This is a genomic window from Dyadobacter alkalitolerans DSM 23607, from assembly GCF_000428845.1.
Classification (GTDB): domain Bacteria; phylum Bacteroidota; class Bacteroidia; order Cytophagales; family Spirosomataceae; genus Dyadobacter; species Dyadobacter alkalitolerans.
In genome coordinates this window covers 302,122-325,636 of sequence record NZ_AUAS01000005.1, presented here as the reverse complement: position 1 = coordinate 325,636, position 23,515 = coordinate 302,122, and the positions used below count along the sequence as shown (strand labels likewise).

Sequence of the window (23,515 nt, the reverse complement as noted above, 5' to 3'; positions counted from 1 at the left end):
ATATTCATTTTAAATAAATTATTTTTTAAAAATTGATGTCAATGAGATACGCAGTGTTTTTAATTCCTTTGTTTTTGATTACCCTCACAACGCACGCACAGGAGTCTTTGAGCAAAGATGTGGACTATGCTTATCTCGAAAAGTTAATCGCCGCCTGCAAGACAAATTATCCGCGGGTCAAAATGTACGAAGCGCGGGTCAACATTGCTGAAAACGGCATCAAGAAGGCCAAGCTTTCCTATTTTGACATCTTTTCATTTTCATATCTGTACAGTCCTAATAATAATAACCGCGCCGTTTCACCGGATTTATTGAGCGGTTACCAGTTTGGTTTTTTTGCCAACATTGGTTCCATCCTGCAAAAGCCTAATCAGGTAAAACAAGCCAAAAGTGAATTCAAAGCGGCCGAATACGACAAACAGGCTTTTGATCTCAACATGGAGGCAGAAGTAAAAAAGCGCTATTTCACTTATATGCAGAAGGTTGCCGTGCTGCGGATAAGGTCATCGTCTATTTTGGATATCAATGATGCGGTTACCAATGCCAGACACCGGTTTGAAAAAGGTGAAGAAACATTACAGAACTACAACCAGGCATTGATCGTACAATCGGATTACAGTCAGAACATTGTTAATGCGGAGGGCGAGGTCCTGGTGGCGAAAAGTAGTTTGGAAGAAATCGTTGGACAAAAACTGGAAGATATCAAATGAGCGAAGTGCTGCAATTTTTACGATTACTACAACGGAATAAGATTACCCTCATCCTGGTTCCGCTGATTACGGTTATTATTTGTTATTTCCTGGTCCAGAAGCTGCCCGACACTTTCGAGTCGCGTGCGCGGATTGCAACGGGCCTTGTTGATAAAACCGATCAGGTCGTTACGAAGGAAAAGGACGAGCAGGAGTCACAGATCAACCGCAAGTTTGAGAGCCTTATCCAGATGATGACATTGAAACGCAATCTGGATCTGGTTTCTTACCGGTTGATGATCAACGATTTGAAAGATTTGAAAGACTCGACATGGCGGGAGCCCGTTGACCAGCTTGAAAGCATGAGTAAGGCGGATAAGGCGAAGGCTATCAATTTCCTGACCAAAAAATACAAAGCGCGCGAAGGCCTTGATCTCTCTAAACCTTATGAAAACAGCCTTAACACCATCATTACAGACATGGGTTATGATGCTGCCGCGATCCGTGAGAAGCTGGTCGTTTACCGCGCAGGCAACAGTGACTATATCGATATTGAATACGAAGCAGAACATCCGGATCTTGCTGCGTATGTGGTGAATGCATTGAGCCAGGAGTCCATTGGTTTCAATTCGTCACGCGTGGTTGAAAACAACAAGAAAACGATTGATTTCCTGCAAAGCTTTATGCTTCAAAAGCAGGTCGCGCTGAATGAAAGGATGAACAAGCTCCGGGATTTCAAGATCAAGAACCGGGTGATGAACCTGAATGAGCAGGCCAGAAGCATTTACGGTCAAATGGCAGATTATGAAACCAGAAGAGAAGTTGCCCAGAAGGAAATTATCGCCTACGATGCTGCTATCAAGAACATTGACAACAAATTTAATCCTGCGGACAGAAAATACTTTGAAAGTGCGTTAACGAGCATTAATCAAAGCATTGTGAGCGACAAACGGGCGCTGAGAGACCTGAATGAACGATATATCGCGAGCAATTTCAACCCGAAGCTGAAAGCCAGCATGGACTCGGTCAGGAACATTCTTTCGGCTGAGATAGATGCCGCCTCGGACAAGTACATTTACAACCCGATGGTGACCAAGCAGGATCTTGTGGGGAAGAAGCTGACCATGGAAATTTCTCTGGAAATGGCTAAAAACAGTGTGGCTTCCATCCAGGGCGAGCTGAACCGGCTGAACAAAAAGTTTGACGGGCTCGTGCCAAACGAAGCAACCATCCAGGAATACGAAACCAGCATCGACATTGCGAGCAAAGAATACATTGAGGCTTTGCAGCGCTATAATGATGCGAGTCTGGAATTCAGTTTTCCTGTTTATTTAAGACTTATCGAGAAAGCGATGCCGGGAAAGGTTCAGGCTTCTAAAAAGATGGTGCTGATCGTGCTTTCCGGCGTTATCAGCTTCACATTCTGTGTGTTTGTGTTCTTTATCCTTTTTTATCTCGACAAATCCATCAGATATCCGCTTCAACTGGCGAACACGACGGACCGGCCTGTATTGGGTTATCTTAATTCGCTGGGTAAGGACTCCGGCCTGAGCTTTTCGGGCATGAACTCTTCCGACGGCAAGGCGATCCGGTTGTATAAAAACCTGGTGCGTTCTATCCGCTACGAGCTGGACAGCGAGCTGAGCGATCCGAAAATCATTGCAGTAACAAGCCTTTCTAATGATGTTGGTAAAACGTCCTTCGTGGTCGCACTGGCCTGGGCGTTTTCCAAGATCAACAAGACGGTCCTGATCATTGATGGCAATTTTAACCAGCCTGACATTACCAAGCTGAATCCCGAATCGAGGCTTTTTGAAAATTATCTGAAACAAAATGACCTACTGGAAGCGGTCCCGGGACAAATCAGCATTCTGGGAAATAAAGGCGGAGACGTCTCATTACTTGAACTTTCGGACGAGAAGATGATCGCGCAACGCATCCAGGTTTTGAAAACACAATTTGACATTGTCCTCATTGAAACTGACGCGCTTACTTCTATGAATAAGGCGAAGGAGTGGATCAGCTTTACGGATCGTGTGGTTGCTGTATTCTCGGCTGGTGAAACGATTTCAGGAGAAGATCAGTCTAAAATCCAGTATCTGAACAGCCTCGACGAGCGGTTCTCAGGATGGGTTTTGACGAATACAGAAAACATTCCGGAGCAGGCCGGCAAAATTGACAAACCCGTAGAAGTATGATGATCATTGGATACATATGGCTGCTTATCCAATTTGTCATTGGCTTCAACCTGGTCTTTCCGGTCATATTGCTGCTGATTTACACGGTGCGCAGATCGGTTAAAGGGCGTTCGAAAAACACGGTGACCACCAGCCCCGACTACGCTGTGATTGTGACGGCTTATGAGCAAACGCAACAGCTGCCGGCAGTTGTGAGCGCATTTTTAAAGGTCCGTTATCCCAATTTCCATATTTATGTGGTTGCTGATAAATGCGATATCAGCGATCTGCATTTTGGCTCGGACAAGGTTTCGCTGCTGCGGCCGGAAACGGTTCTGGGCAGCAACACCCGTTCCCATTTTTATGCGATCCGAAATTTCATCCGGCCGCATTCTCACCTGACCATTATCGACAGCGATAACCTGACCGACCCGGGGTATCTGGACGAATTGAATGTTTATTTCAGTCGGGGTTTCCATGCAGTGCAGGGTGTTCGGGATGCTAAGAACCTGGATAGCACTTACGCGTGTTTGGATGCTGCCAGGGATATTTACTATCATTTTTATGATGGAAAAGTGCTTTTTGGGGCAGGCTCTTCGGCAACGCTGGCAGGTTCAGGAATGGCATTTACGGTTCCGCTTTACAGGGAATGTCTGGAACATCTGGATGTTACCGGGGCTGGTTTTGATAAAGTGCTGCAAGAGGCGATTGTACGAAGGAAATACCGGATTGCATTTGCTGAACGTGCCGTTGTATACGATGAGAAAACGACGGGCACGGACCAGCTGGTGAAGCAACGGGCAAGGTGGATCAACACCTGGTTCAAGTATTTCGCGCTGGGCTTCGGGGTGTTTTTCAGAGGGTTGGTGAATTTCAACTGGGACCAGACCCTGTTTGGCCTGGTACTGCTGCGGCCGCCTTTATTTATTTTCCTGTTGCTTTCCGTGCTTTTTATGCTGATCAATTTGTTTATAGCGCCCGGCATTGCATTAGCCTGGTTTGTCGCGCTTTGCACATTTGTGATTGGGTTTTACATCTCGCTGAAAAGCTCAGCAACTGATCCGCGGATCTACCAGTCGCTGGTGAACATTCCGAAGTTCATCTCTTTTCAGATACTCGCGCTATTGAAAGCAGGTAAGGCCAATCAGATTTCTGTTGCCACAAAACATGGTTCGGGATCGCAAGAGCGAACATTATGAAAATTTATCCATCTAAGTTCGGCAAGAAAAGAAAGGAAAGTTTCGATGAGCTGCCCCCTTTTGAACAAAAAGTACGGCAGGCCGCATTGGTTCTGGCGTTCGTGAGCGTGTTCATTTTCTTGTTTAAAATAGTCTTCTTTTAGTGGAAATTTATCAAATATCAACACCTTCCAGCCCCGATTCTGCCGGTCCTGTTAAAAGATATCTGCGCCGGATCTTTTGGGACGAAAAGTTGCAGAACATTCCCGGAATGCTCTTTTTGCTGCTTTTCTCCGTGGGTTTTGGTTGGGCAAATGCAGTGTTCGGGCTTAAAGTTGATGTGCTGATCATTGCCGCGCTTGTTGGCGTGCTCGTGCTGTACGGAATTGTGGCATATCCCAAATTTGGCATCATTATCCTGCTCATGCTCGCCATTTTTGTCTTTTCAATTATCCGGCTGGGCATTAATTTTCCGTGGGGAACGGCTGTTGACGGCGTCGAAATTCTGTTAATGCTTGGTTTTTTTATCTCCCAAAAGAAAAACCCTGACTGGAAGATCCTGAAAGGACCTGTAAGCACCATCATTATCATCTGGGTGTTCTATAACTTCCTTCAAGTGGGCAATCCTACGGCCGAATCGCGCCTTGCGTGGGTGTATACGATCCGGTCGGTTGCTATTGTCATGCTTACGTATTTCGTCTTCGTGTATCAGATCAATACGATCCAGTTTCTGAGGTTGATCCTGAAACTCTGGCTCGGATTGTCGGTTATAGGGGCGTTATATGGTTTCAAACAAGAATTCATCGGCTTTTCGGATGCGGAAAATGAGTATTTATATTCTGATCCCCTGATTTCCGATCTGCTCTTTATTAACGGACATTGGCGTAAGTTCTCCATCTTTTCGGATCCGGTTGCGTTTTCCTATCACATGGTGGTGAGCACATTGCTATGCGTCGGCCTGATTTCGGGGAATCTTAAAATCTGGAAAAAAGTGTTGTTAGGTGTGATGGCTGTCATTTTCGTAATGGCTATGCTTTATTCCGGCACACGTGGTGCTTATGTGCTACTTCCCGGAGGGCTTATCATGTTTTGTATTCTTAAATTCAGCAAGAAGATTCTTGTATTTGCGGTCTTCGCATTTTCGCTTACGGTGGTGCTTGTGCTCATGCCCACGTCGGATCCGACTTTGTTTCGCTTTCAGTCGGCGTTCAAGCCTTCGGACGATGCTTCATTCAATACACGGGCAATCAATCAGAAACGCATTCAGCCCTTTATTCAATCGCATCCGTTTGGCGGCGGGCTGGGGGCGACGGGTGTCTGGGGCGTTCGGTTTGCTCCCCACTCTTATCTGGCCAAATTCCCGCCGGATAGCGGTTACGTCCGCGTTGCCGTGGAGCTGGGTTGGGTAGGACTCTTCATATTCTGTTGCCTGATGTTTACCGTCTTGAAGGCCGGGATTGATAATTATTTCCACATCCGTAACCCGGAACTAAAAACCTACTGCTTGTGCATGCTTCTGATTGTATTTGCGTATAACTTAGGGAATTATCCGCAGGAAGCACTCGTGCAATTTCCTGCCAACATTTATTTTTCGTTAACCATTGCCATTATTTCGGTGACCAGGATTTTGGATAAGCGGGAGAGAAAAAAGCTCACATCCTAACCAGATCCTTTAACTCACTCACTACGATCAGATATGGATATCGTTATCACGGGACAGCAGGCATGGGATGTTGAGATTGGCAGTAACTGTAAAAATATCGCACTGGAATTCAGTAAGTCGCACCGGGTTTTATATGTCAATGCGCCGCTGGACCGCATTACTGCCATGCGGCATAGTGCCGATCCGAAAATCGCAAGGCGCCTGCGCGTGCTTCATAAGCAGGAGAATGGCCTGGAAGAAGTAGAAAAAAACCTCTGGGTGCTATATCCCGATCGTATGATCGAGTCAATAAATTGGATCTCTTTCGACGATATCTTTAAAATGTTCAATGCAAGGAACAACCGGATTTTTGTTGATTCGATTGCCAGGGCGCTCAAAAAGCTTGGATTTGAGAATGTCATACATTTTAATGACAATGATATTTTCCGCAGTTTTTACATAAAGGATTATCTAAAACCACGGCTGTCCGTATATTACTCGCGTGATTACATGATAGGGGTGGAGTATTGGGCCAAGCACGGCGCTAAGCTGGAACCGGAGCTGATCGCGAAAAGCGACATCTGTGTTGCTAACTCCACGTATCTGGCCGCTTACTGCAAACAATATAATCCCAATACTTTTTACGTAGGGCAGGGCTGTGACCTGGCACTTTTCAGCTCCGGCATAGGCGCCGCGGAGCCAGCAGACATTGCATCTATTCCAGGGCCAAGGATCGGTTATGTGGGCGCTTTGCAAAATTTACGGCTGGACCTGGAACTGCTGCATTATATCGCTGTTTCACGCCCGGCGTGGCAGCTTGTGCTGGTAGGTCCGGAGGATGATGTGTTTAAGGAAAGCACGCTGCACCAACTTGACAATGTGATTTTTACGGGCTCAAAAAATGGCGACACACTCCCGGCTTACATCAATTCATTTGACGTATGCCTTAATCCCCAGCTCCTCAACCAGCTTACGATAGGCAATTATCCCAGGAAAATAGATGAGTATCTTGCTCTCGGTAAGCCTGTTGTCGCCACAAGAACCAATGCGATGGATGTTTTCAGCGACTATGTTTACCTGGCTGAAAACAAGGAGGAATATATTATAATGATAGAAAAAGCTTTGGCCGAAAATTCGGACGCCAAAACGGAAGAGAGGCAGGCCTTTGCCCATTCACATAGCTGGGAAAACAGCGTTGCTGAAATTTATAAGGCGATCAACGCATTATAACATTTTCAGTTCCACAAGGCCTTGCGTAGAATCGGCCTCCAGTTGCAATAATTTGCGGTTGTCCTCTTCGTCCCAGATCCCCTGTTTTAACTTCGCTTCGTAATCTTTGTACTGATTGGCAGTGGTAAGCAGCCCCACAGAAAACAGTGACGACCGGAATTTGTGAATAGCCTGTCTCATTTGTTCCAGATCACGCGTTTTTGACGCCTCCCGGATAGCGGTCAGTTGTATTTTACTGTCATTTTCGAACATGCTGATCAGTTCGTCGCGCAGTTCGCGGTCACCTCCGGTTATTTCGGCTAGATATTCAAGATTTAGGATACTGTTGGTCATTGTGTTATTAGTAAGAGGCTGGTCGTGAGCAGGTGCCGTTTTTTTATTATTTTCTTTATTTCCCAACTGGGCAATCGTGTACAATAGTTCGCTTTCTTTAAAAGGCTTCGAAATATAGCTGTTTGCGCCGATGCTGAGGCATTCTTCCTTTTCACCAATCATGGCATGGGCGGTCATGGTGATTATCGGAATCGTCTTAGAAATGGACTGCCGGATTTGCTTAATCGCCGTATATCCGTCCATTACGGGCATTTGAATGTCCATCAGCACAATGTCGAAACCGCCCTTTTCCAGGCGTTGAATCGCTTCCAGGCCATTGTTGACAATGGTCAGCGGGATTTTCATTCTTTCAAATATAGCGGAAAGCAATTTTTGGTTCAATAAGTTATCTTCGGCCGCCAGTATATGTAACGATGACACCGTCTTGCTGATGTCATCCACATTTTCGATCTCAGTTTCAGGAGCGGCGTGCTCCGCTATTCTAAGTGGGATTTCAATGGTAAAAACAGAGCCTTTTCCTACCTCACTTTGCAGCGTCAATTTGCCATCAAACAGCTCAACGAGTGATTTTACAATGCTTAAACCAAGCCCCGTTCCTCCAAAAATCCGGGTCGTGCTTTCCGTAGCCTGTACAAACCGATTAAAAACGCTTGCCAGCTTATCCTTTTCAATCCCTATGCCCGTGTCCTCCACCTGGAACCAGATCGTCTGAACGCCATTAACCAGATCGCTCACAGGGGTTACGCGTAATTTTACACTGCCGGTTTCCGTGAACTTGATTGCATTTCCACAAACATTCAACAAGATCTGCGTGAGTCTGAGCTTGTCCGTTTCAATGAATTCTGGCACATTATCGGCCAGGATTGCTTCATAGGAAATGCCCTTTTCACCGGCCCGTTGCCTCATAATGGCTGATATGGACTTTATCAAATCCCTGATGGAGGCAGACCCTTTTTCAAGATGCACCTGTCCGGCCTCAATTTTGGAAAAGTCGAGAATGTCATTGATCAGTTCCAGCAGGTTTTTATTGGCATACTGAATGTAACCCAGAAATTCTAGGCTCTTGGGATCGGTAAGCTCGCTAACCAGCAGGTTCGTGAACCCGGTTATCGCATTAAGCGGGGTCCGGATCTCATGGCTCACATTGGAAAGGAATATATCCTTCACCCTGACCGATTTTTCCGCAAGTATCCTCGCTTTTTCAAGCGTAGCTTCGTAATTGGCGCGTTCGGTAATGTCACGAAACACGGTAATGGCACTTGTTATCTCACCATCAATGCCTACCACCGGCTGCACATTGCTTTCGAGGTGGTAAATGGTGTTTGCTTTGATAAGGTCAATCTTGTTGCCGGTCAGCTTTTCTCCGGCCAGGCCTCTTGCTACGGGTAAGGTTTCAGCAGTAAACTGAACGTGGTAATTGGTTGGGTCACGCAGCACGAGCTGCTGCACTTCCTCCTCGAGGGTCTCAATCTTGCGCGATTTGATCCCTAATATTTCCATCCCCGACTGGTTGAGCAGCACAATTTCCTTTTGCTGGTTCACCACCATTACGCCATCGGGAATCGCTTCAAGATATTGGTTCAAAAGGCGCTCCTTTTCATTAAGTTCCTTTTGCAAAAGATGCTGCTTGCGCTTGTCTCTGTTCAGGAAAAAAATGGCAAACAATGTCAGCAAAAATCCGACACCGCTGGTCGTGAAAATGAAAAATTCTGAATTCTTCTGCGTAGTGGAAACGAGCTGGCGGCGCTTGTTCAGGTTGTAATGTTCGTGCTGTTCAATCTGCCTGATTTGATTATTCAGCAAGCTGTTAAGCCGGATTCCTTCCCCTTTTTTGATCTCGCTGAATGCCGAATCTGCGCTGACGGTCCTGTAAATGGTGATAATGTTCTGGGTATAGGCGACAATATCACCCGAAATCTTTAATAATTCCTGAACCCGCTGCGTCTGAACCGGATTGGTTTTGACGAGATTAAAAAGCGTGTCGCTGATCTCTACCAGCTGCACTTTTTTATTATAATTGTCTGCCAGCAGATCCTTGTTTTCCGTGATCAGAAAACCCCGCATATTGGACTGAAAATCCTTGGTAACCAGCCCAAAATTCGCCGTCTGGTTCAAAACGCCGATTGTGACATTGAGCCTTTCATTGTTCAGGGACAAGTCCTTGACATTCCGGTAAGTGAAGTATTGAGAGCCGAATATCAGGGCTAGTCCAAGATAAATGCCTGCGTAATACAATCTAAAATACTTTGTAGCCGGACTGGTTAACATAAATTGGATTATTGCCTCCTCGATCGATTCCTAAGTTACTTTTTCAACGCAAGATCCAGGCTATTTTTCAGCCAGCGATAACGCAGATAAAAAAAGCGCGTAAGCAGCACCAGCGGATTTTCACTTAGCTTCCAGCTCCTCCGGTCCAGCGTACTGGGCTCCTGCGCAGTGTTTTTTTGTTCAAAAATGGTCGCAAACTCGTTGTAGAACAGCCCTCTGCCTTTCTTATGCAAGAAATTGATGGCCATGGTATATTCGCTGAGATTGATATTCACCTTGTCGGGATAGCGTCCGAATTTTTCAAGGAAATTGCTGCGTCTCAGGTGCGGGTGGTCGCTGTAAATGTAAAATTTGAGGTGGCTCGGGTCCCAGTAAGAAAATATCATTTCCGAAAATCCTTTTTTGAAAGGTTTCAGTTTGGGATGGGCAAAATATGCGTAGAACCGGACAATGTCGAGCCCTTTGTCCTCATTCATAAATTGCAGCGCGTCTTTGAAAGTCGCCGGAAATTTCTCCGTCGGGTCAAAATCCTCCTGCACGTAAAGGGTGTAAGGTGTCTTCACTGCATCCTGACCCTTGTTAATGTTATCACCGAGGCCTTTGTTTACCGGCGTGGTAACCAGTTCAAAGGTGAAACGGTCCTTTAATGCAACAAGTTTGTTGAGATGTTCGGGCTTGCTTCCGTCATCAGACACTACTATGGAGGCGAACTGACAACCCAGGTTCTGGAATGTTGTTAACAATCGCTCTAATGAACCGCTTCTGTTGTAATGGGTTATCAGCAAAGTAGTCTCTGGAAAATTATGTTGCATAAAAGATGTGTATTACGTTGTCACATGCGGTCCTAACAAGTTGGAAAATTAGTTAATTTATCTGTAAAATTAATTCGCTAAATCAACAATATATTATTAAATAAATTCCATATTTGTGTCTACACAACCCGGCCATACCGATTTCCTCAGTCATTATTAAATGGGATTCGAACTTTTACAAAAAGTACAAAACAAGCACTTTCTATCGTTGGCAGGAAACGGCATTATGTCCGTTCTGGGTATGCTGAATATGATTATCCTGTACAGGACGCTTTCGGTGGCCAGCATAGGGATGTGGGTTTTCTTTCTCTCTGTTTTACTGCTTGTTGACACTTTCCGTTCGGGTTTTATCACCACCGCATTTATTAAGTTTTACGCGGGCGCAACACCGGAAAGAAAAGCCGAAGTGGTGGGTTCAACCTGGTTTATCGCCGGCGCGATCACAGCCATCCTGGTCGTCCTGAATGTTCCTGCTTATTTCTTTTCGCCTTATCTTAAAAATCCTTCGCTGATCCTGTTTGTAGAATGGTTTGGCGTTATTTATGTCGCTTCACTTCCGTACTTTATAGCCACCTGTGTGGTCCAGGCAGAGCAGCGCTTTGATCATTTATTATATATCCGGTTTGTAAATCAGGGTGTTTTTATCCTGCTGGTCATCATTATGGCGGTTACCAAAACGGCCAGTCTGCAAAACATTATCTACGCTTACCTCACCGCAGCCATCGCAACGAGCCTGTTTTCCATCTTTATGGGCTGGTCACGCATTGCTGCATTGGGCTCCCGTACAAAGGCAGGGATCAGTGAGCTGTTTCATTTTGGCAAATACAGCGTGGGCACCACGCTCAGCTCCAACCTGTTTGGCACGTCCAACACGATGATCATCAACTTCACGCTCGGGCCTGCGGCACTCGCCGTGTATAATCTGGGCCAGCGCCTGATGGAAATCATTGAAATTCCCCTGCGCAGCTTTGCGGCAACCGGGATGCCCGAACTTTCTGCGGCATACAACGCAGGCAACAGAGAGCGGGTGATCGAGATCATGAAACGATATACGGGCTTGCTTACCTGCGCGCTTGTGCCGGTGTGCATTGGTGCATTGCTGCTGGCGGATGTGGCGATCGGCATTATCGGCGGAAAAAAATACATGGATACCGAAGCTGCCAACATCATGCGGTTGTTCATGACCTTCGCCCTTTTGTATCCCATGGACAGGTTTTTTGCGCTTACCCTGGACGTAATCCATCAGCCGAAGATCAATTTTATCAAAGTGGTCGTCATGCTCATTGCGAGCGTTTGCTCGTCTTTTCTGGGCATTGCCATTACGCATAATGTGTACGGGGTTGCCATTGCAGGCATTATACCCACATTAATAGGCGTCGGCGTGGGTTACTGGGGATTGAACCGGTTTCATCCTTTCTCGATCGGCAGTGTGATCACAACGGGTTACGCGGAAGTGGCCGGCATTGTCAAAACGTATTGGCTCAAATTCGCCGCAAGGTGAATCATAACTTATAACTGTATGAATCTTAGCGAAAACCCGGAGTGGCTGACCGATTATAGCAAAAGCTATAAAAAGTTTGAAGAAATACCCCAGCATGTGTTCGATTCCATTAATAAGGACCTTAAAAAGATCATTAGCGACGAGCCGGTAGTAACTGTGCTCATCGCGGCCTGGAATGAAGAGATCAACATTCTGAACTGTATTTCAAGCCTTTCCAAAACAGTTTGCGATTACCCGTTGGAGATCATTGTCGTGAACAACAATTCCAAGGACCGGACCCAGGATACGATCGACAAACTGGCCGTTAAGGGACTTTTTGAGCAAAAACAGGGGTGCGGCCCGGCACGGCAGCACGGCCAGCTGAATGCGAAGGGGAAGTATGTGCTCCTGGCTGACGCCGATTGTTTTTACCCATCCTGCTGGGTGCAGGAAATGATCCGAGTACTGAGCAAACCCGATGTTGTTTGTGTTTACGGGCGTTATTCGTTCATCAGCGAGCAGGGATTTCCGAGATGGAAACTTGGGCTGCTGGAAACGGGGAAAGACATTATCTCGGAGGTAAGGCAGATCAACCGCCCTTATTACAATGCTTACGGCATTAGCATGGGCTACATTCGCGAGCTGGGTTTAAAGGTGGGTTTTATCAATGACAATTTCTGGGGAGACGACGGACAGCTGTGCCTGGGCCTAATGAAATATGGCAAGATCAGGCAAGTAAGGTCCAATAAGGCCAGGGCCTGGACGGGAATCCGCACATTGCAGCGCGACGGTGACACATTTACCAAAGTGTTCATGGCGCGGATCAATAAGGAGAGAAAAAGGTTTTTTGCCAATTTCAACTCCCGCTTGCCGGAAGAAGGATCTTACAAAAAGCCGTCCTGATCGGCCTATCGGGGTCTTTTAAACCTCGTGTCGACGTGCAGGTCGTAATTGTATTTGATAACCCTGTAAACAGACCTGACCATGGCGACGAGTGGATTTGAGCTTTGACGCCAGTTTGCGCGTTTTACCGTGCTGGGTTCGGCAGATGAGTTTTCCTGGCTCAGTAAGCTGCTGAAATCATTATAAAACAGCCCTTTACCATTGTTTTGAATAAACGAAACACACATTTCATATTCCGTTTTGTCAGACTTGATGCCTTCGGTATATGTGCCAAAACGCTCTGCAAATGTGCTTCTGCGCAAATGCGGATGATCGCTGTACATGTAAATTTTCTGCGTTTCGAGATACCAGGGTTGATATAACATTTCAGAAAAGCCTTTTTGGAAAGGTTTTAGATATGGAAAAGAAGAGTAGGCGTAGAAACGGACAATGTCCAGTTCGGAGCGCTCACGCATGAATTGCAAGGCGTCTTTGAATGCACCGAGGAATTTGGGAAGCGGAACAAAATCTTCCTGGATATAAAGTAGAAAGGGTGTTTTGACAGCCGCCTGACCTTTGTTAATGTTGTTTCCCAGGCCCTTGTTGACAGGCGTGGTGATGAGGGTAAAGTCGAACTTATTGTGCAATGATTTAATGTAGTCCAAATGCAAAGGCTGGCTCGCATCATCAGAAACTATGATTTCACCGCAGCTGATCTGCTGGTCTTTCAGCGTTTGGAGCAGTCGTTCGAGGGAACTGCTTCTATTGTAATGGGTAATCAACAGGGAAACATCACTGAACAGGTTCGATTCTGCCATCTTTCTATCTAACATTAAGGTCGATGCAAATTAATTATTTTGGCAAGTTATATCTCTTTGAGGCGTGAATTTAGTGCAAAATTAATTCTACATTTGAAACGGTTAAATCTTTGTCCTGAAATATACCTCCACAAAGTGCTACTGCGCCGCTAGCATTCCTAAAGGAAGTTTCAAGTTGTTTTTGTAAACGAATGGTAAAAACACTACTTAACAAAATTCTCAGTTTTGTCGTCAGGGCCCGATATGGAGATTTAACCATTGACGTCAGATATTATTACAGGCACACCTATTATTGCCAGCTTAAACAACTGAAATATGTTGTGAAGGATTATGTAACAAAGGAAAAGTATAAACGCCTGTCCTTTCAGGGAGAGTTTGCGCCGGAACTCCAATTTGTGCTTCCCTTTGCCTATTGGCATTATAAAAATGGAACGCTTCTCAGCACCGAATCATCCAAATATACCAGGGAGCTTTACTTTTTTTCACCGGACCATAAAGAGTCTTTTGAGACAAGGTCCAATGAAGGGAACTTCAATTTTGAAATGCCACGGATCCTGTACAGCCAGGATTACGAGATTGAGAAATGGCTGCCCGTTCCGTTAAAAGAAACATACAGCAACCCGGTTTACCAGTTCGAAAAGCCGATCCTGATCATTGCCAACCGCTATAACATGGAGTGGGACGGACCGCCGGTAAGCTTTTACAGCATGGAATTGCTGGAATTCATCGTTGGTAAACTGAAAAACGATTATACCATAATCTACAATCGCCCTAAGCCGCACAATATCACGATGGACAACAGTGATATTTATGATATGGACGAATATGAATGGTTGGCGAGAGTGCATCCGGATGTGATCCTGATGGAAGATCTTTTCAAGGAAAACAAAGGTAAAGCCAACAATTTCAATCATTTGCAGCTGATGGTTTATGCCAATGCAAGCAGATTTATTTCGATTCATGGCGGCACCGCAACATTGGCAAGTTACTTCGGTGGCACCAATCTGGTTTTGTCTAAAAAAGGTCCGGAACATCACTTTCACTGCTTTGAAAACCTGTATCCGAAGTTTTCCGGTGCCAAAATCCTGCATGCAAAGACGGATGAGGATGTGAAAAATTTCGTGGAGGCATATTTTGTCGAAAAATAATGAATGACAAGCCGAAGGACCATTACTGGATCAAATCAGGTTTTATCAATATTCTCCAGAATTTCTCCGGGGTGTTTTTTGGCTTTGCTGGATTTTACGTGCTGGTCAGGTTGCTTTCCAAGCACGATTTTGGGGTGTGGACGCTTTTCCTTTCTACCACCACCATTCTGGAAGCCATTCGAAGTGGTTTGCTTCAGAATGCGCTGGTTAAGTTTATTTCTGCTTCGGACGAACGCGAGCATCCTGACATTATTACTGCTTCATTTGCCATAAGCGGGCTTGTATCCATCTTCTGCATCACCGCCATTCTGATCTTCGCGCCTTTTCTAAGCAGGCTCTGGGATTCTCCCGAGCTGGTTCAGATGCTGTATTTATATATCGCAATCTATTTTTTTTCAGGCTTGCAGGCACAATTCAACGGCATTGAACAGGCCAATCTGCGATTCAACGGCATATTTCTGACGACCATTATCAGGCAGGGATCGTTCTTCACATTTGTGGTTGTGTGCTACTTGTTTTCGGTAGAAGTGAAATTGATCTATCTGGTTTGGGTGCAGATCATAAGTGCCATTTTGGGCATGTCGGTGGCGTTCTATTATTGCCGCAGACATTTACGGATTTCCTATGAGATCAGTAAAATGTGGATTAATAAACTGTTTGGCTATGGCAAATACGCATTCGGAACGCTGATCAGCTCACTGCTTTCGGGGACCGTTGACCAGATGATGCTGGGTGCGCTCCTGTCTCCGGCTGCTTCCGGGGCCTTCAATATCGCAGTCCGGATCACGAACCTAATCGACATTCCGGGCAATGCGGTGGCAACGATCGTTTTTCCGCAAAGTGCGAAGCGGATGGAAACGGAAGGGAAGTCGGCCATTAAATATCTGTACGAAAAGTCGGTTGGCACAACACTCGCGCTCGTTGTTCCCGTGGTCGTGTTCCTGTATCTGTTTTCGGACATTGTAATCCACCTGATAGCAGGAGAAAAATACAATGATTCCATTCCGCTGCTGCAAATCACGCTTTTGTATTGTTTGCTGATTCCTTATGGCCGCCAGTTCGGCACGATCCTCGATTCCATTGGGAAAACGAAGGTCACTTTTTTTGTTGTGGTCGTCACAGCCATATTGAACCTTGTCCTTAACTATTTCTTTATCAAGTCTTTTGGCGTAATGGGCGCGGCTTATGCAACATTATGCTCCAATGTGGTCGGCTTCATTATAGCGCAGGTGATCCTGAAAAGAGAGATTGATGTGAGCATTGGTAACACATGGATGTACATGTTCCGGTTTTATCCCGAATTCCTGGAAAAGTACATAAAGCCTTTTTTGAAAAACAGGGCCTTGAAATAAGAAGAATCACTTTAATTACGGTGCATTATGGTTGGCGTAAAGTTTTCCGGCAGACTGGGTAATCAGCTTTTTCAGTACTTTTTTTTAATGTATCTCAAAAGCAGAAACAGCAAGCTGACCTATTTTTTCCCGAATCCGCACCACGCATATCTGGCCAGATATTTCGATCTAGGTGCATTTCATAATGTAACATTGCAGTCCAAATTCTATTCTGTGTTTACCAGAATGCTGCCCAAGGTTTTTAGTTTCAAGGACATTTATGTGCAAAATTTTTTCAGTCCCAAACAATTTACACCGCAGAATGGCACGATCTACAATGGCTATTTTCAGTCAGATTATTATATCAAACATTTACCCGAAACTTCAAAGCCACGTCTTCACAACGAATTCAAGGAGCAGTTTGAAAAGCAATTCGGAGACGTTTTCAAAAGGCATAAGACTATTGTACTGCACATTCGCCGCACCGATTACCTGGCTTACGGAAAAAGGGACATTTCCCTTCCAGTCGAATACTTTCAGCGACAGCTTTACGCCATTCAGAATCTGGATCAGTACCAGGTGTTTTTTGTGAGCGATGATATGGATTTTGTAAAAAAATCTTTTCCTCAAAAACCCAATTTTATTTTTTCTCAGAATTCTGAGATTGTTGATTTTCAGCTGATTATGAATGCTGACATTGCGATCATATCGAACAGCACATTTGCCTGGTGGGCGGCTTACCTGTGCGAAAAAGAGAATCGGGTGATTGCTCCAAAGAACTGGTTCGGCTTCCGGATCGGCCGCGAGCATCCCAAAGGCATTATGACGGACAAATTTGAATGGAAAGAGGTTATTACCGGCTGATTCCCATATATTTGAATAAGCAAGACAGTTACCCTCCTTTTATAAAACGAACCTCTATCGTAAGAGCAATACCAGCATTCTCATTTGATCAATGAAACTGAAAGGACACCAAATCATCGTCTTTGGCTTACCCCGATTTGATTCGACCATTGAATCTACAAATTACACCACGGCGAGGTTACTGGCCAGGGAAAATAAGGTGTACTACGTCGAAAATCCATTTACAGTAAGAGATTATTTTAAGCTTAGAAAAGGCCCTGAATTCAAAGTCCGAAAAAATCATTTGTCTGTTTGGAGCGGAAAGCTGATCGATACGGACACACCGAATCTTAAAATTATTATCCCGCCGCTTCTGTTATCCATTAATTTTTTACCCGAAAGCGGCTTGTTCCGGTCAATATTGAAGATCAATGAATCGATGATCCGGCGGAAGTTGCGGACCATCATTGAGGCGCATAACATTAAGGACTATATTTTTATTAATTCCTTCAACTTCCATTATCCCACATTAGTCAACGGGCTGTCGCCTGCTTTAACGGTTTACCATTGTCTTGATCCGATGATTCTGCCATTTAACCAGCGGCATGGCGTTGTATCCGAGGATATTCTCGTACGAAAAAGCGATGTGGTAATATGCAGCAGCCGTGCGCTGTATCTTGAAAAAAAGCAGTCCAATCCCAAGTCCTATTTTGTGCCGAACGCAGCCGATGTCACGCATAGCAGCAAGGCATTGAGGCCCGAGCTGCCTGTTTTCCCAAAATTATTGGAGATCAAAAAGCCGATCATAGGCTATCTGGGCGCTATTGAAAGGCGCATTGATTACGAACTGCTCAAAGAAGTGATTACTCACAATGCTGATAAGAGCTTCGTTTTTGTAGGGCCGGTGGCAAAGGAATTTGTTCCCGACTGGTTTTTTACGGCTCCCAATGTCTTCTTCCTGGGCGCCATCGACTATGCCGATATGCCTGCTGTTATCAAAGGATTCGACGTTGCATTGATCCCTTTCAAAAAAGATGAGGTGAGCAGCAGCATTTTCCCCCTCAAATTATTCGAATATCTAGGTGCAGGCAAGCCGGTTGTTGCCATTGACTTTAATCCTGACCTGAAAGAATTCACCGAAGATATTGTACCCTTCTGCACAGATGCACAAGGCTTTACGGCGGCGATCGAAGAAGCGCTGGCAACGGATAATGAAGCACTACAAGCACGGCGTCTGGCCATAGCCGCTGAAAATACATGGGAAAAAAGAGTGGACACCATTGCCGACATCATTTTCCAGAACCTCAAACCTGCTTAACCGGGTTTTTCAGCGAATAGAAAAACACTTGTAAACCTGTTAATTTGCGTTTCGGGCTCGTATTCGTAGTAAAATTCGTGAGAAGCTTTCGTCAGGATCAGCAAACCGAAATGTTCGCTGGTATCATTCAGCAGTCGCGGCATGTCCTGAGCCGTCACTTCATTTACATAAAATTTTGCTGAATGGGCATCGTCCGATCTCACGATCAGCGAATCGATGCCGTTGTGATAAATCTGAAATTCCAGCCTGTCGGTAAAACCCCGGATGGGCCAGGTAAATATTTTACCCGTTTCTTGCTCGGTAAGCGACAACGGATTTCCCCGATCTTCTTTTTCAAGAAAAAGGCGGTTGTTGTCTACCTTAATGTTCAATGTGCAATCCCTTGTTCCTGAATGCTTTACCGCATTGGTCAGTAACTCTGTAATAACCCATTTAATTTTTGAAAATGTATCTGGGGTCGGGGATGAGTTTTTTGTGTTTTGCACGACATGGTCCAGGCAGATCCTTAGTATGCCGGGAATTTCTTCCCGGTTGCTGGTAAAGTGAATTCTTATCCGATCGTGCTCCATAAATTATTGCGATGCTTCCATTGCTTCGTCGAAGTCTTTAAAGATTTTGAAAACTTTATCCATCCTGATGAGTGTCAGCAGGTCTTTTACATCCGATTTCAGGGAAACCAGGTATATATCGACGTTTCGGGGCATTGCGTATTTCAGCGCGACCACGAGGCTGCCGAGAAATGAACTGTCGATATAATTTACATTTTCGAAGTTCACTACAATTAGCCGTGCGCCATTGGCTACAAGGGTAATCATCTCTTCCTTGAACATTTCGGCGTTGGCAAGGCTTGCTTCCTGCGGCAAGATCGTTGCCTGTGCTACGTGGTTGATTTCGTTTACTTTTAGTATCATGAGGGATTATATTTTTTCAATAAAAATAATGCTTGCATCATCCATTTGATTGCTGTCGTTGATGCCTTCCAGGACATGGGTCTTGATCTGGTCGAAGCTGTCCTGCGCGCCGAGATAGGGTGTGATTTTGGAAACAAAAAACGGATAGTCGCTCTTTTTCGAGCCTGCAGACGGAATGTCGATCATGCCATCAGTGAAGATGACCAGCTGATCGCCCGTTTTCATTTCTATAATCTGCTTGTCATAAAATCCTTCTTCCATCAGGCCTAGCAGCAATCCGGAGGAAAGGACGGTTGTAGGTTTGCCTGTTTCCGGGCTGAAACTGATCAGCGGCAGATCGCCCGCGCCTGTATAATGCACCTCACCGGTCTCACTGTCCAGCAAGAGCAGCGAGAGGCTGGATAAGATATTTTGTAAACTTTCGTCCATACAGATCAGCTTATTTATCTTCTGAACAATGGTGTCTATCGTCAGGTCATTATCTAGTACGCAAAAGCGGATGGCGGCACGGATATAGCTCAGGAAGCCGAAAGTGAAGAACCATGCGGTCCACTTTTTTCCCATGATATCGCCTAAAAATGCAAAGCAAAATCGCTGATCTGCCTGCACAAAATCTATAAAATCACCGCCGGGGTAACCCAGATATCCTTTATGCCAAAAGTGGAGGCGGAAGCCGGGCAGGACAGGGCTGTGTGTGGGTATAGACTTAACATTAAGTGTTTCGGCTGCCACTCTCAACTCGCGAACGGACCTCACATGTTCATTTCGGAGTGATTTGATGATATTGCCCAACTTGGAAATGATCACCGGAATAGGTGTTTCCTTATTGATGAAATCAATGGCGTACATGCTTAAACCTTCCAGTATCAGTGAGTTATCGTTAAAGGAAGTGAGGAACACGAACGGAATGTCACTTATTTTGGGATTAAGCAGTATGGCCTGCCGGAAATCAAAACCGTTCATGACGGGCATATCATAATCGGAAAGGATCAGGTCCGGCGTTTCATCTGCCAGCAAAGCCAATGCTTCCGCGCCCGACTCGCAAGCCACGCAGCTGTATCCTGCTCTAATGAGGGACGCTTCGAACACCCTTCGAAACATGAGATTATCCTCTACCAGCAAGATTTTTTTTACATTGGTCGGCGGCTCCGAAAACGAGATCATTTTTTATTGAAGTTTAGCACAAATAAAAGCACTCCCCCAAAAATAATGAGTAATGACACCAGATCCATGATCGTAACACCGTCATTTGCATTGAAATAATAAACAGTGAAGATTTCAAAGCTAGGTGGTGCCGGCATAATGATCATAGCGAAGCCAACAACGATCAATAAAATAGCCAGAATGAACATTACTGCTTTTTGAGCCGCATTGCTGCGCTCTTTCGAGCTGCTGATCTTGCTGTCGATTTTGTTTTCGGAAAGTAATTTTTCCAACCCTTCCAGAAGCTCCTCACGCGAAAGGTTATTATCCTGGTCCAGTGCCCGGAAAGGGGCAGCTGCTTTCGCTTTAAGCGCTGAGCGCCTGAATGCTTCTTCAATTTCCTGCTGGTAGGCGCTCGCCTGTATGCTGTTAACAGCTGAATGTGAAATGATCTCAATGAGTTCATCCACTTTTTTTCTGATGAGGGGCATTTCGGGAGAAAGTTTGGCAGCGTCCGGGATGCGGGAAACTTTTTTAATATCTAGCAGACGCGGTATTTTCACTTTGTAAATATCGAATTAGATTTTAGTCAGATAGTAGAGGCTTTTAGCAGGGCTGCGAACATTTTATAACCGCAAAAACTACATTTTGTTTAAAGCTATATTTAAATTGTTAATTTTGAAATAGTTCTACAAGCGAATAAAAAAATTCCCTCATTTCAGACTTTCCCAGTGCCCAGCTCCGAACCGATGAAAAGTGTTTCCATTGTAACTGTCAATTTTAACCAGCCTAAGATTACAGAAGATTTATTGAGGTCACTGGACGAAGTCAACACATATCCGAACCTTGAAATTGTGGTGGTGGATAACGGAAGCAATCCCGATCCCGTGCCAGGCTGGGTAGAACGATATCCTGACATTAAATTCATCAGATCGGAGAAAAACACGGGTTTTGCAGGCGGCAACAACATTGGCCTGAAACATGCCACGGGTGACTATTTATTCCTGATCAACAACGACACCGAAGTAACCGCGGAGCTGATCGGCACATTGGTCGCCACAATGGATGCTAACCCGAAAATCGGGATGATTTCGCCTAAAATACATTATTACGACCAGCCGGGAATGTTGCAGTATACGGGTTATACGCCCATGAACTACTATACGGCACGCAATGCTTGTATCGGTCAGTTTGAGCAGGACAAAGGCCAATATGATTCACTGAGCGGCATTACGGGCTACGCTCATGGGGCCGCTATGATGATCCGCCGGGAAGCGTTGGAAAAGGCGGGCGTGATGGCAGAGAATTACTTTTTATATTATGAAGAACTGGATTGGTGTGAGCGGATCAGGAATGCAGGTTATGAAATCCACGTAGATCTTTCTGCTTTGATATACCATAAAGAATCCGTTGCGGTAGGCAAAAGATCCGCATTGAAGGAGTTTTTTATGAACCGCAACCGCATTTTATTTATCCGAAAAAATGGCTCCCCGATACAATTTCTGGTCTTCTGCTGCTATTTCCTGCTGGCAGTGGTGCCCAGAAATCTTATTCAATACATCAAAAATAAAGAATACAATTTCATCCCCGTCTTTCTGAAAGCAATCACCTGGCATTTTACTAATAAGGCGGATAGCAATAACCTCGGCTTCCCCTGACACGATAATTTATGGAAATACTCTTCTGGCTCAGTCTCTTCATCGTTTTTTATACATTCCTTGGTTATGGGATCATTCTGTACATTTTGGTCAGGATACGGCGTGCTGTAAAAGGAAAAAGGTCCGTTCCGTCGCTTGCTCAGGATATGCCAACATTAACGCTCATCATTGCTGCCTACAATGAGGAAAGCATCATCGAAGAAAAAATTCAGAACACGCTTGCGCTTTCCTATCCGCATGGCAAGCTCAGCCTGATTTTCGTTACCGACGGTTCCTCCGACCGCACGCCAGAGCTTGTGAGCGCTTACAGCCAGATCAAGTTGCTGCACACGCCAGTCCGAAGCGGAAAGATCCTGGCTATGCACCGCGCAATGCATGAGGTTAACACAGAAGTAGTTGTATTCACGGACGCCAACACCTACCTGAACCCGGATGCATTATTGCTCATAGCCAGGCATTACGCCGACCCAAAAGTGGGGGCAGTATCCGGAGAGAAACGGGTGATGCAGGATGCCGTGTCCGACGCCACGGCAGGGGAGGGCTTCTATTGGAAATACGAATCGACGCTAAAAAAGTGGGATTCGGAGCTTTACTCGGTGGTGGGCGCAGCGGGAGAGCTTTTCAGCGTCAGGCACTCACTTTACCGGCAGGTGGAGCCCGATACGATCCTCGACGATTTTATGATTTCCATGCTCATTGCGCAGCAAGGTTACCGCATTATTTATGAACCCGAGGCTTATGCATCGGAGCTTTCGTCGGAGAACATTAAGGAGGAACTGAAAAGGAAGGTGAGGATTGCAGCGGGCGGGATCCAGTCCATTTTACGGCTTAAAAAGCTCCTTAACCCGTTCAATTATCCGCTTTTATCATTTCAATACATCAGCCACCGGGTGTTGCGGTGGACGATTACGCCCTTTTTAATGATCCTGGCATTCCTGCTGAACATTATCATTGTGGTCAATAACGGGAATGCATTGTATGGGTTGATTCTTTTCGCGCAGGTTGCGTTTTACGGCGCCGCGCTCGCGGGATGGATTCTGGAAAAACGAAAGATCAAAGTGAAGGCATTGTTCGTTCCTTACTATTTTTGTGTGATGAACTATGCGGTAATGGCTGGGATTATTCGGTTTTACAAAGGAAATCAGAGTGCTGCCTGGGATAAATCCAAAAGAAAAAGCGTGTAGCTAATGCCACACGCTCGCTTCTTTTCATTTTTGTTATCTTCTTATTGAAGTAATTTCAATCGCTCCGATTCCTGTTCGATGATCGGCAACAATTCATTCAGTTCAGCTGAAATGCCCTGATACATGTGCATCAGCTGTTCCGGCGTTTCGTCATCTTTAATCGCTTTTTCAAGCACCTCCACTTTGGGCCTTATCCAGGTAAGTCCAGTCATGGTGAACGACGGTTTCAATCCGTGTACAATGCTAGCAGCTTCCTTCAAATCCTCGGTTTCCAATGCATTACGGAGCGAGTGCCAGCGTGGCACCGAATCGCTCATGAAAGCATCAAAGATCATGTAAAGAATTACCGGGTCATCTCCGTAAACTTGGTCAATGTAAGTAAGATCCAGAGCAGGGTTAAGTTGTAAATCCATTAATTAGAGGTTATAGCTGTTTCAGTTGAGCTGTGGTTTACGAAATATATTTACAAA

The 23,515-nt window shown here is 45.3% G+C and carries 21 protein-coding genes; 13 read left to right on the top strand and 8 right to left on the bottom strand.

Going from position 1 to position 23,515, the window contains the following annotated elements:
• Nucleotides 1-41 precede the first annotated feature (41 nt).
• The 5 genes from G395_RS0112525 (at nt 42) to G395_RS0112500 (ending at nt 6,916) form a co-directional block, all read left to right on the top strand.
• Nucleotides 42-710: a TolC family protein gene (locus G395_RS0112525; protein ID WP_229204151.1), complete on the top strand. Its 669-nt coding sequence runs from the start codon at nt 42-44 to the stop codon at nt 708-710.
• Nucleotides 707-2,887, top strand: coding sequence for an LPS biosynthesis protein (locus G395_RS0112520; protein WP_026630352.1), 2,181 nt, complete (start codon nt 707-709; stop codon nt 2,885-2,887). The genes G395_RS0112525 and G395_RS0112520 overlap by 4 nt, the downstream gene beginning before the upstream one ends.
• Nucleotides 2,884-4,065 (top strand): glycosyltransferase, encoded by a 1,182-nt coding sequence (locus G395_RS0112515; RefSeq protein ID WP_026630351.1) that lies wholly within the window; start codon nt 2,884-2,886, stop codon nt 4,063-4,065. The genes G395_RS0112520 and G395_RS0112515 overlap by 4 nt, the downstream gene beginning before the upstream one ends.
• 142 nt (nt 4,066-4,207) lie before the next feature.
• On the top strand, nt 4,208-5,707 hold the full coding sequence (locus G395_RS29325; protein ID WP_051350140.1) for an O-antigen ligase family protein: 1,500 nt from the start codon (nt 4,208-4,210) through the stop codon (nt 5,705-5,707).
• Nucleotides 5,708-5,740: 33 nt separating this feature from the next.
• On the top strand, nt 5,741-6,916 hold the full coding sequence (locus tag G395_RS0112500; protein WP_026630350.1) for a glycosyltransferase: 1,176 nt from the start codon (nt 5,741-5,743) through the stop codon (nt 6,914-6,916).
• On the opposite strand, the gene G395_RS0112495 is transcribed toward G395_RS0112500, so the two are convergent.
• On the bottom strand, nt 6,911-9,517 hold the full coding sequence (locus G395_RS0112495; RefSeq protein ID WP_026630349.1) for an ATP-binding protein: 2,607 nt from the start codon (nt 9,515-9,517) through the stop codon (nt 6,911-6,913). The two genes, G395_RS0112500 and G395_RS0112495, sit on opposite strands and share 6 nt — an antisense overlap.
• Before the next feature lie 35 nt (nt 9,518-9,552).
• Nucleotides 9,553-10,329, bottom strand: coding sequence for a glycosyltransferase (locus tag G395_RS0112490; RefSeq protein ID WP_026630348.1), 777 nt, complete (start codon nt 10,327-10,329; stop codon nt 9,553-9,555).
• Nucleotides 10,330-10,489: 160 nt separating this feature from the next.
• On the opposite strand from G395_RS0112490, the gene G395_RS0112485 reads away from it, so the two are divergent.
• Both G395_RS0112485 and G395_RS0112480 read left to right on the top strand, forming a co-directional pair.
• Nucleotides 10,490-11,830: a lipopolysaccharide biosynthesis protein gene (locus tag G395_RS0112485; RefSeq protein WP_026630347.1), complete on the top strand. Its 1,341-nt coding sequence runs from the start codon at nt 10,490-10,492 to the stop codon at nt 11,828-11,830.
• 18 nt (nt 11,831-11,848) lie between these two features.
• Nucleotides 11,849-12,712: a glycosyltransferase family 2 protein gene (locus G395_RS0112480; protein WP_026630346.1), complete on the top strand. Its 864-nt coding sequence runs from the start codon at nt 11,849-11,851 to the stop codon at nt 12,710-12,712.
• A gap of 5 nt (nt 12,713-12,717) precedes the next feature.
• Here G395_RS0112480 and G395_RS0112475 read toward each other — a convergent pair whose 3' ends face one another.
• The gene (locus tag G395_RS0112475; RefSeq protein ID WP_229204150.1) at nt 12,718-13,524 is read right to left on the bottom strand and encodes a glycosyltransferase; all 807 of its coding nucleotides are present in this window, start codon (nt 13,522-13,524) and stop codon (nt 12,718-12,720) included.
• A gap of 176 nt (nt 13,525-13,700) precedes the next feature.
• On the opposite strand from G395_RS0112475, the gene G395_RS0112470 reads away from it, so the two are divergent.
• The 4 genes from G395_RS0112470 to G395_RS0112455 all read left to right on the top strand — a co-directional run bounded on the left by G395_RS0112470 (nt 13,701) and on the right by G395_RS0112455 (nt 18,149).
• Complete coding sequence (locus G395_RS0112470; RefSeq protein ID WP_026630344.1) at nt 13,701-14,657, top strand: hypothetical protein; 957 nt, start codon at nt 13,701-13,703, stop codon at nt 14,655-14,657.
• Nucleotides 14,657-16,009, top strand: coding sequence for a flippase (locus tag G395_RS0112465; protein WP_035361174.1), 1,353 nt, complete (start codon nt 14,657-14,659; stop codon nt 16,007-16,009). Before G395_RS0112470 ends, G395_RS0112465 begins: the two co-directional genes overlap by 1 nt.
• Before the next feature lie 27 nt (nt 16,010-16,036).
• Nucleotides 16,037-16,852: an alpha-1,2-fucosyltransferase gene (locus tag G395_RS0112460; protein WP_026630342.1), complete on the top strand. Its 816-nt coding sequence runs from the start codon at nt 16,037-16,039 to the stop codon at nt 16,850-16,852.
• A gap of 91 nt (nt 16,853-16,943) precedes the next feature.
• Nucleotides 16,944-18,149, top strand: a complete 1,206-nt coding sequence (locus G395_RS0112455) for a glycosyltransferase family protein (RefSeq protein ID WP_026630341.1) — start codon at nt 16,944-16,946, stop codon at nt 18,147-18,149.
• On the opposite strand, the gene G395_RS0112450 is transcribed toward G395_RS0112455, so the two are convergent.
• The 4 genes from G395_RS0112450 to G395_RS0112435 are packed head-to-tail and all read right to left on the bottom strand — an operon-like array spanning nt 18,146 to nt 20,766.
• Nucleotides 18,146-18,718, bottom strand: a complete 573-nt coding sequence (locus G395_RS0112450; protein WP_026630340.1) for a hypothetical protein — start codon at nt 18,716-18,718, stop codon at nt 18,146-18,148. The two genes, G395_RS0112455 and G395_RS0112450, sit on opposite strands and share 4 nt — an antisense overlap.
• Before the next feature lie 3 nt (nt 18,719-18,721).
• The gene (locus tag G395_RS0112445; protein WP_026630339.1) at nt 18,722-19,060 is read right to left on the bottom strand and encodes an STAS domain-containing protein; all 339 of its coding nucleotides are present in this window, start codon (nt 19,058-19,060) and stop codon (nt 18,722-18,724) included.
• A 6-nt stretch (nt 19,061-19,066) separates the two neighbouring features.
• Entirely contained in the window at nt 19,067-20,224 is a 1,158-nt protein-coding gene (locus G395_RS0112440) for a SpoIIE family protein phosphatase (protein ID WP_026630338.1), read from the bottom strand.
• On the bottom strand, nt 20,221-20,766 hold the full coding sequence (locus G395_RS0112435; RefSeq protein WP_026630337.1) for a hypothetical protein: 546 nt from the start codon (nt 20,764-20,766) through the stop codon (nt 20,221-20,223). The genes G395_RS0112440 and G395_RS0112435 overlap by 4 nt, the downstream gene beginning before the upstream one ends.
• A gap of 186 nt (nt 20,767-20,952) precedes the next feature.
• Here G395_RS0112435 and G395_RS0112430 point away from each other — a divergent pair, with 186 nt between their 5' ends.
• Nucleotides 20,953-21,861, top strand: a complete 909-nt coding sequence (locus tag G395_RS0112430; RefSeq protein WP_026630336.1) for a glycosyltransferase family 2 protein — start codon at nt 20,953-20,955, stop codon at nt 21,859-21,861.
• A gap of 11 nt (nt 21,862-21,872) precedes the next feature.
• Entirely contained in the window at nt 21,873-23,045 is a 1,173-nt protein-coding gene (locus G395_RS0112425; protein WP_026630335.1) for a glycosyltransferase family 2 protein, read from the top strand.
• A 41-nt stretch (nt 23,046-23,086) separates the two neighbouring features.
• On the opposite strand, the gene G395_RS0112420 is transcribed toward G395_RS0112425, so the two are convergent.
• A complete protein-coding gene (locus G395_RS0112420; protein ID WP_026630334.1) occupies nt 23,087-23,458 on the bottom strand; it encodes an Hpt domain-containing protein in 372 nt (123 codons plus the stop codon).
• Between the last annotated feature and the right edge of the window lie 57 nt (nt 23,459-23,515).

Coding starts and splice junctions, on each gene's coding strand:
- G395_RS0112525 (WP_229204151.1), top strand. CDS start 42: ATGAGATACGCAGTGTTTTTAATTCCTTTGTTTTTGATTACCCTCACA.
- G395_RS0112520 (WP_026630352.1), top strand. CDS start 707: ATGAGCGAAGTGCTGCAATTTTTACGATTACTACAACGGAATAAGATT.
- G395_RS0112515 (WP_026630351.1), top strand. CDS start 2,884: ATGATGATCATTGGATACATATGGCTGCTTATCCAATTTGTCATTGGC.
- G395_RS0112500 (WP_026630350.1), top strand. CDS start 5,741: ATGGATATCGTTATCACGGGACAGCAGGCATGGGATGTTGAGATTGGC.
- G395_RS0112495 (WP_026630349.1), bottom strand. CDS start 9,517: ATGTTAACCAGTCCGGCTACAAAGTATTTTAGATTGTATTACGCAGGC.
- G395_RS0112490 (WP_026630348.1), bottom strand. CDS start 10,329: ATGCAACATAATTTTCCAGAGACTACTTTGCTGATAACCCATTACAAC.
- G395_RS0112485 (WP_026630347.1), top strand. CDS start 10,490: ATGGGATTCGAACTTTTACAAAAAGTACAAAACAAGCACTTTCTATCG.
- G395_RS0112480 (WP_026630346.1), top strand. CDS start 11,849: ATGAATCTTAGCGAAAACCCGGAGTGGCTGACCGATTATAGCAAAAGC.
- G395_RS0112475 (WP_229204150.1), bottom strand. CDS start 13,524: ATGTTAGATAGAAAGATGGCAGAATCGAACCTGTTCAGTGATGTTTCC.
- G395_RS0112470 (WP_026630344.1), top strand. CDS start 13,701: ATGGTAAAAACACTACTTAACAAAATTCTCAGTTTTGTCGTCAGGGCC.
- G395_RS0112465 (WP_035361174.1), top strand. CDS start 14,657: ATGAATGACAAGCCGAAGGACCATTACTGGATCAAATCAGGTTTTATC.
- G395_RS0112460 (WP_026630342.1), top strand. CDS start 16,037: ATGGTTGGCGTAAAGTTTTCCGGCAGACTGGGTAATCAGCTTTTTCAG.
- G395_RS0112455 (WP_026630341.1), top strand. CDS start 16,944: ATGAAACTGAAAGGACACCAAATCATCGTCTTTGGCTTACCCCGATTT.
- G395_RS0112450 (WP_026630340.1), bottom strand. CDS start 18,718: ATGGAGCACGATCGGATAAGAATTCACTTTACCAGCAACCGGGAAGAA.
- G395_RS0112445 (WP_026630339.1), bottom strand. CDS start 19,060: ATGATACTAAAAGTAAACGAAATCAACCACGTAGCACAGGCAACGATC.
- G395_RS0112440 (WP_026630338.1), bottom strand. CDS start 20,224: ATGATCTCGTTTTCGGAGCCGCCGACCAATGTAAAAAAAATCTTGCTG.
- G395_RS0112430 (WP_026630336.1), top strand. CDS start 20,953: ATGAAAAGTGTTTCCATTGTAACTGTCAATTTTAACCAGCCTAAGATT.
- G395_RS0112425 (WP_026630335.1), top strand. CDS start 21,873: ATGGAAATACTCTTCTGGCTCAGTCTCTTCATCGTTTTTTATACATTC.
- G395_RS0112420 (WP_026630334.1), bottom strand. CDS start 23,458: ATGGATTTACAACTTAACCCTGCTCTGGATCTTACTTACATTGACCAA.